Source organism: Bradyrhizobium sp. NAS96.2, assembly GCF_001908235.1.
In the GTDB taxonomy this organism is placed as follows: Bacteria; Pseudomonadota; Alphaproteobacteria; order Rhizobiales; family Xanthobacteraceae; genus Bradyrhizobium.
Window position 1 is genome coordinate 1 of sequence record NZ_LGHK01000244.1, and the last position, 5,018, is coordinate 5,018.

The 5,018-nt window shown below is 65.2% G+C and carries 5 protein-coding genes; 3 read left to right on the forward strand and 2 right to left on the reverse strand.

The features are described from left to right. Both AC628_RS37320 and tyrS read right to left on the reverse strand, forming a co-directional pair. Positions 1–1,042: MFS transporter (locus AC628_RS37320; protein WP_074131651.1), on the reverse strand; the 1,042-nt coding region annotated here is incomplete at its 3' end. A gap of 56 nt (positions 1,043–1,098) precedes the next feature. Continuing rightward, complete coding sequence (tyrS, locus tag AC628_RS37325) at positions 1,099–2,352, reverse strand: tyrosine--tRNA ligase (protein WP_074131652.1); 1,254 nt, start codon at positions 2,350–2,352, stop codon at positions 1,099–1,101. Positions 2,353–2,505: 153 nt separating this feature from the next. Here tyrS and AC628_RS37330 point away from each other — a divergent pair, with 153 nt between their 5' ends. The 3 genes from AC628_RS37330 (at position 2,506) to AC628_RS37340 (ending at position 4,702) form a co-directional block, all read left to right on the forward strand. After that, positions 2,506–3,609: an anhydro-N-acetylmuramic acid kinase gene (locus AC628_RS37330; protein WP_074131653.1), complete on the forward strand. Its 1,104-nt coding sequence runs from the start codon at positions 2,506–2,508 to the stop codon at positions 3,607–3,609. An 82-nt stretch (positions 3,610–3,691) separates the two neighbouring features. Next, positions 3,692–4,369, forward strand: a complete 678-nt coding sequence (locus AC628_RS37335) for a glutathione S-transferase family protein (RefSeq protein WP_074131654.1) — start codon at positions 3,692–3,694, stop codon at positions 4,367–4,369. A gap of 3 nt (positions 4,370–4,372) precedes the next feature. Next, positions 4,373–4,702, forward strand: coding sequence for a DMT family transporter (locus AC628_RS37340; RefSeq protein ID WP_074131655.1), 330 nt, complete (start codon positions 4,373–4,375; stop codon positions 4,700–4,702). The last annotated feature ends 316 nt before the right edge of the window (positions 4,703–5,018 follow it).

Below are 5,018 nucleotides of genomic sequence, written 5' to 3' on the forward strand. Positions count from 1 at the left end.
CGGTTGCGGTGATCAGCGGGCCGCGCGAGCCGATCATGCTGCCGAAGCAGATCACGAAGCCGGTCAGCAGCCAGTAGTTCGGATACCATTGCAGCAGCCAGAGCAGGATGATGCCTGCTATCGAGACGCCGTAGCTGAACAGCACCGAGGGCCGGCGGCCGATGATGCCATCGAGCGTGGACACGCCGAGCATGCCGACGAACAGCGCGACGCCGGAGAAGCCCCAGGCGGTGGCGGCCTGCAGCGGCGGGAAGCCGACATCGATCAAGTAGGCGACGATCTGCGCGGTCAGCGCATACATCGCGATCGCGGTGAAGAAGAAGGTCGAGAACAGCGCCCAGAAGGCGTGGTGGCGCATCGCGGCAAGCAGCGTCCAGCCTTCGTCGATCAGGCCGGTCTCGGCCTTCTTGACGATGTGCGGCGATCCGCCGGCGAGCAGCCGCCACGGCAGAAAGACCAGCGGAACGAGCAGGCAGAGCGCGCCGATGCCGAACACCTGATAGGCATCGCGCCAACCGATCCGGTCGATCAGCACCTGTGACAGCGGCAGCAGCACCAGGAGGCCGGCGCCGGTCGCCGAATACATCACGGCCATCGCCGTCGGCAGCCGCGGCCCGAACCAGCGGCCGAGCAGGATCGAGTTCGAGACATTGCCGATCAACGCGGTGCCGAAGCCGACGCAGAGGCCGACGCTGAGCTGGAATTGCCAGAGTTGCTGCGCGCGCGACGCGATCAGGAATGCGCAGCCGAGCAGCGCCAGACCCAGCGCATAGACCACGCGCGGACCCGAGCGGTCGAACAGCCGTCCGACCAGCGGCGCGGTCAGGCCGCTGGCGAGCCAGGTCAGCGAATAGACCGACACGACGGAGGCGCGATCCCAGCCGAAATTCTCCGAGATCGGTTTCAGGAACACCGTGAAGCTGTCGCTGAGGCCGCGTCCGAGCACCGACAGCACGAAGCAGAGCGCGAGCACGTTCAGCGCAACGCGCGACTGTTTCACCGGCGTTGCAAGCGTGTCGTTCGGAGGCGTGGTCTGGTCCATCGGAAAACAGGGAGCGCGCTTTCGGCACTCCCTACAACCGACAAAAGCGAATGCGCCTATGCAGGCTTCAGCAGGACGTGCCGCTTCTTGCCGAGCGACAGTTTCACCACGCCTTCCGGCGTGAGATTGGCCGAGCTCAGCAGCATCTTCTCGTCGGTGACGGCCGCGTCGTTGACGCGCAGTCCGCCGCCCTTGATCTGCCGCCGCGCTTCGCCGTTGGAGGCGACGAGCTCGGCCTTGACGAAGGCGACGAGCACGCCGACGCCGGCTTCAAACTCGCCGCGCGGAATTTCCACCGTCGGCAAGGTTTCGGCCAGCGCACCTTCCTCGAAGGTGCGGCGCGCGGTCTCGGCAGCCTCATTAGCCGCGTCGCGGCCGTGGAGCAGGGCGGTTGCCTCGGTCGCCAGCACCTTCTTGGCTTCGTTGATCTCGCCGCCCGCCAGCGCCGCCAGCTTGTTGATCTCGCTGATCGGCAGGATGGTGAACAGCTTGAGGAACTTGACGACGTCGGCGTCCTCGACGTTGCGCCAGTATTGCCAGAAGTCGTACGGCGAGAACTGGTCGGCGTTGAGCCACACCGCGCCCTTGGCGGTCTTGCCCATCTTGTCGCCGGAGGCGGTGGTCAGCAGCGGCGTGGTCAGCGCGAACAGTTGCGGCGTGCCCATGCGGCGGCCGAGATCGACGCCGTTGACGATGTTGCCCCACTGGTCGGAGCCGCCCATCTGCAGCCGGCAGCCCGCGCGGCGCGACAGCTCGACGAAGTCGTAGGCCTGGCAGACCATGTAGTTGAACTCGATGAAGCTCATCTCCTGCTCGCGTTCGAGCCGTAGCCGCACCGAGTCCATCGTCAGCATGCGGTTGACCGAGAAGTGCCGGCCGATGTCGCGCAGCATCTCGATCCAGTTCAATTTCGTCAGCCACTCGGCGTTGTCGAGCATGATGGCGTCGGAATGCCCGTCGCCATAGCGCAGCACCTTGGCGAACACGCCGCGGATCGAGGCCTTGTTGGCTTCGATCTCCGCGACCGTGCGCATCGCGCGCGTCTCATCCTTGCCGGAGGGGTCGCCGACCATCGTGGTGCCGCCGCCCATCAGCGTGATCGGCTTGTTGCCGCTCTGCTGCAGCCAGTACAGCATCATCATGGTGAGGAAGTTGCCGATGTGCAGCGACGGCGCGGTGCAGTCGTAGCCGACATAGGCGGTGGCCTCGCCCTTCGCGGCAAGCGCGTCGAGGCCCTCGAAATCGGAGCACTGGTGAACGAAGCCGCGTTCCTGTAGAGTGTTCAGGAAATCCGATTTAAATGCAGTCATTTGTCGGCGAGCCAGATCATTCTTGTTTTACGGTTTTTGCATCTATTTGCGGAACCCTGATGCTTGAGGCGGCCGCAGGCGGACGCGCAGTGGCATTATAGGATGTACTTGTTTGAGACAAGCCGGGGGGGTCCCGGCTGGGGCGCTTCCAAGATGATGTTAACGGCACTCGGTCTGATGAGCGGGACTTCGCTCGATGGGGTCGACGTGGCACTGATCGAGACCGACGGCCGCCAGATCAAGGCTTTCGGACCTTCGGGCTATCGCCCCTACACGGACGGCGAGCGCAGCCTGCTGCGCCAGGCGCTGACCGAGGCCGTTCATCTGTCGCAGCGCGACGCCCGGCCTGGGATTTTGCGGCAGGCCGAGCAGGCGGTCACGACGGCCCATGCCGAGGCGGTCGCCGCCTTCACGGCGCAGCACCGGATTTCTCCCCAGGAGATCGACATCGTCGGGTTCCATGGCCAGACCGTGCTGCATCGCCCCGAGCGGAGGCTGACGGTGCAGATCGGCGATGCCCTGGCGCTCGCCAAGGCGATCCACATTCCCGTGATGCATGATTTCCGCGCCGCCGACGTCGAGGCCGGCGGGCAGGGCGCGCCGTTCGTGCCGGTTTACCACCGCGCGCTTGCGCAGTCGCTGAATCGCGAGGGCCCGATCGTCGTGGTCAATATCGGCGGTGTTTCCAACATTACCTATATCGATGGCTTGGACACACTGATCGCCTGCGACACCGGGCCGGGCAATGCGCTGCTCGACGACTTCATGTTCCGCCAGATGCATCAGCCGTTCGACACCGCGGGCAAGTTCGCAGCCCTCGGCAAGCCGGACGAAGCCTGGATCGCGCAGGCGCTCAAGCTGCCGTTCTTCTCGGTTCCACCGCCGAAATCGCTCGACCGCAACGACTTTGCCGGCCTGAAACTCAGCGCCGTGGCGCCGGCCGACGGCGCCGCGACGCTGACCGGGTTCACCGCGGCCGCGATCGCCCGCGTCGTGCCGCTGCTGCCGAAACGGCCGAAGAGCTGGATCATCTGTGGCGGTGGCGCCTCCAACCTGACGATGCTGCGGATGCTGCGCGAGCGCCTGGCGCCGGCGACCGTCGAGCCCGCCGAAGCGCTCGGCTGGGCCGCGGACGTGATCGAGGCGCAGGCATTCGGTTTCCTCGCCGCGCGCGGCATGAAGGGGCTGCCGCTGAGCTACCCCGCCACCACGGGGGTGCCGATCCCGATGACCGGGGGCATCATCGCGCGACCGTGATTTAGATGCAATTGCATCTACCTTGACAGTTCCATGCCGCTGCATTTAGTTGGATGCAGTTGCATTGAACGCGAGGTTCGTCATGACCGCCCTGAAGCTGATCAGCCACAAGCTCTGTCCCTATGTGCAACGCGCGGTGATCGCGCTGCATGAAAAGGGCGTGCCGTTCGAGCGGATCGACATCGATCTAGCCAACAAGCCGGACTGGTTCCTGAAGATCTCGCCGCTCGGCAAGGTGCCGGTGCTGGTCGTGACTGGTGACGACGGCAAGGAGGTCGCGCTGTTCGAGAGCAATGTGATCTGCGAGTACATCGAGGAGACGCAAGTCGGTGCGAAGCTGCATCCGCAGGATGCGCTGGTCCGCGCCGAGCATCGCGCCTGGATGGAGTTCGGCTCGGCGATTCTCGGCGACCTCTGGGGGCTCGAGACCGCAACCGATGCGGCGGCCTTCGAGGGCAAGCGGCAGGCGGTCGCGGCGAAATTCGCGCGCGTCGAGGCTGCGCTCGGCGCCGGTCCGTTCTTCGCCGGTGAGAGGTTTAGTCTGGTCGATGCGGTGTTCGCGCCGATCTTCCGCTATTTCGATCTGTTCGACCAACTGACCGACCTTGCGGTCTTCACCCACACGCCGAAGCTCCGTGCCTGGCGCAGCGCGCTGGCGCAGCGGCCGAGCGTGCGCAGTGCGGTATCACCGGATTATCCCGCGCTGCTGCACGCGTTCCTGGTCGGCCACCGCGCGCATATGCTGAAGCTTGCCGCGTAAACCATGTCGCACTCGGTTGCCTGGATTGCGCTCGTCGTCGCCGGTCTTCTCGATGTCGGCTGGGCGATCTCGATGAAATATGCCGAGGGCTATACGCGGCTCGGCTGGACGCTGGTCTCGCTGCTGCTGCTCGCGGCCTTTGTGTTCCTGCTCGGACGCGCGCTGCAGGTGCTCGGCGTCGGCGTCGCCTACACGGTGTGGACCGGCATCGGCGCGGCGGGCACGCTGACGATGGGCGTGCTGCTGTTCAACGAGGCGTTGAACCCGATGAAGGTTGCGGGGATCGCGTTGGTGCTGATCGGCATCGCGGCGCTGAAGTTGGCTCCGGAGTAAGCCGAATCCGTAGCCCGGATGCAGCGAAGCGCAATCCGGGCTCTCATTCACGGCGGCGGTGGTCCCGGATTTCGCTGCGCTACATCCGGGCTACAAAATCCGCGGCGCTCAGTGTGAGTCCTACTTCGTTGGATGGGTGGAGCGCAGCGATACCCATCAACTTGGTGCCGCGTGGCGCGATGATGGGTATCGCTGCGCTCCACCCATCCTTGTAATAGCGCGATCGGCTATCGTCGGCATATTCCGAGAGGAATGGCCTGTCGCGGTTAGCGGCCGCGACAGGCCGCTGGCGGTCGGATCGTACCCATCCTGAGCA

Coding starts and splice junctions, on each gene's coding strand:
- tyrS (WP_074131652.1), bottom strand. CDS start 2,352: ATGACTGCATTTAAATCGGATTTCCTGAACACTCTACAGGAACGCGGC.
- AC628_RS37340 (WP_074131655.1), top strand. CDS start 4,373: ATGTCGCACTCGGTTGCCTGGATTGCGCTCGTCGTCGCCGGTCTTCTC.
- AC628_RS37335 (WP_074131654.1), top strand. CDS start 3,692: ATGACCGCCCTGAAGCTGATCAGCCACAAGCTCTGTCCCTATGTGCAA.
- AC628_RS37330 (WP_074131653.1), top strand. CDS start 2,506: ATGATGTTAACGGCACTCGGTCTGATGAGCGGGACTTCGCTCGATGGG.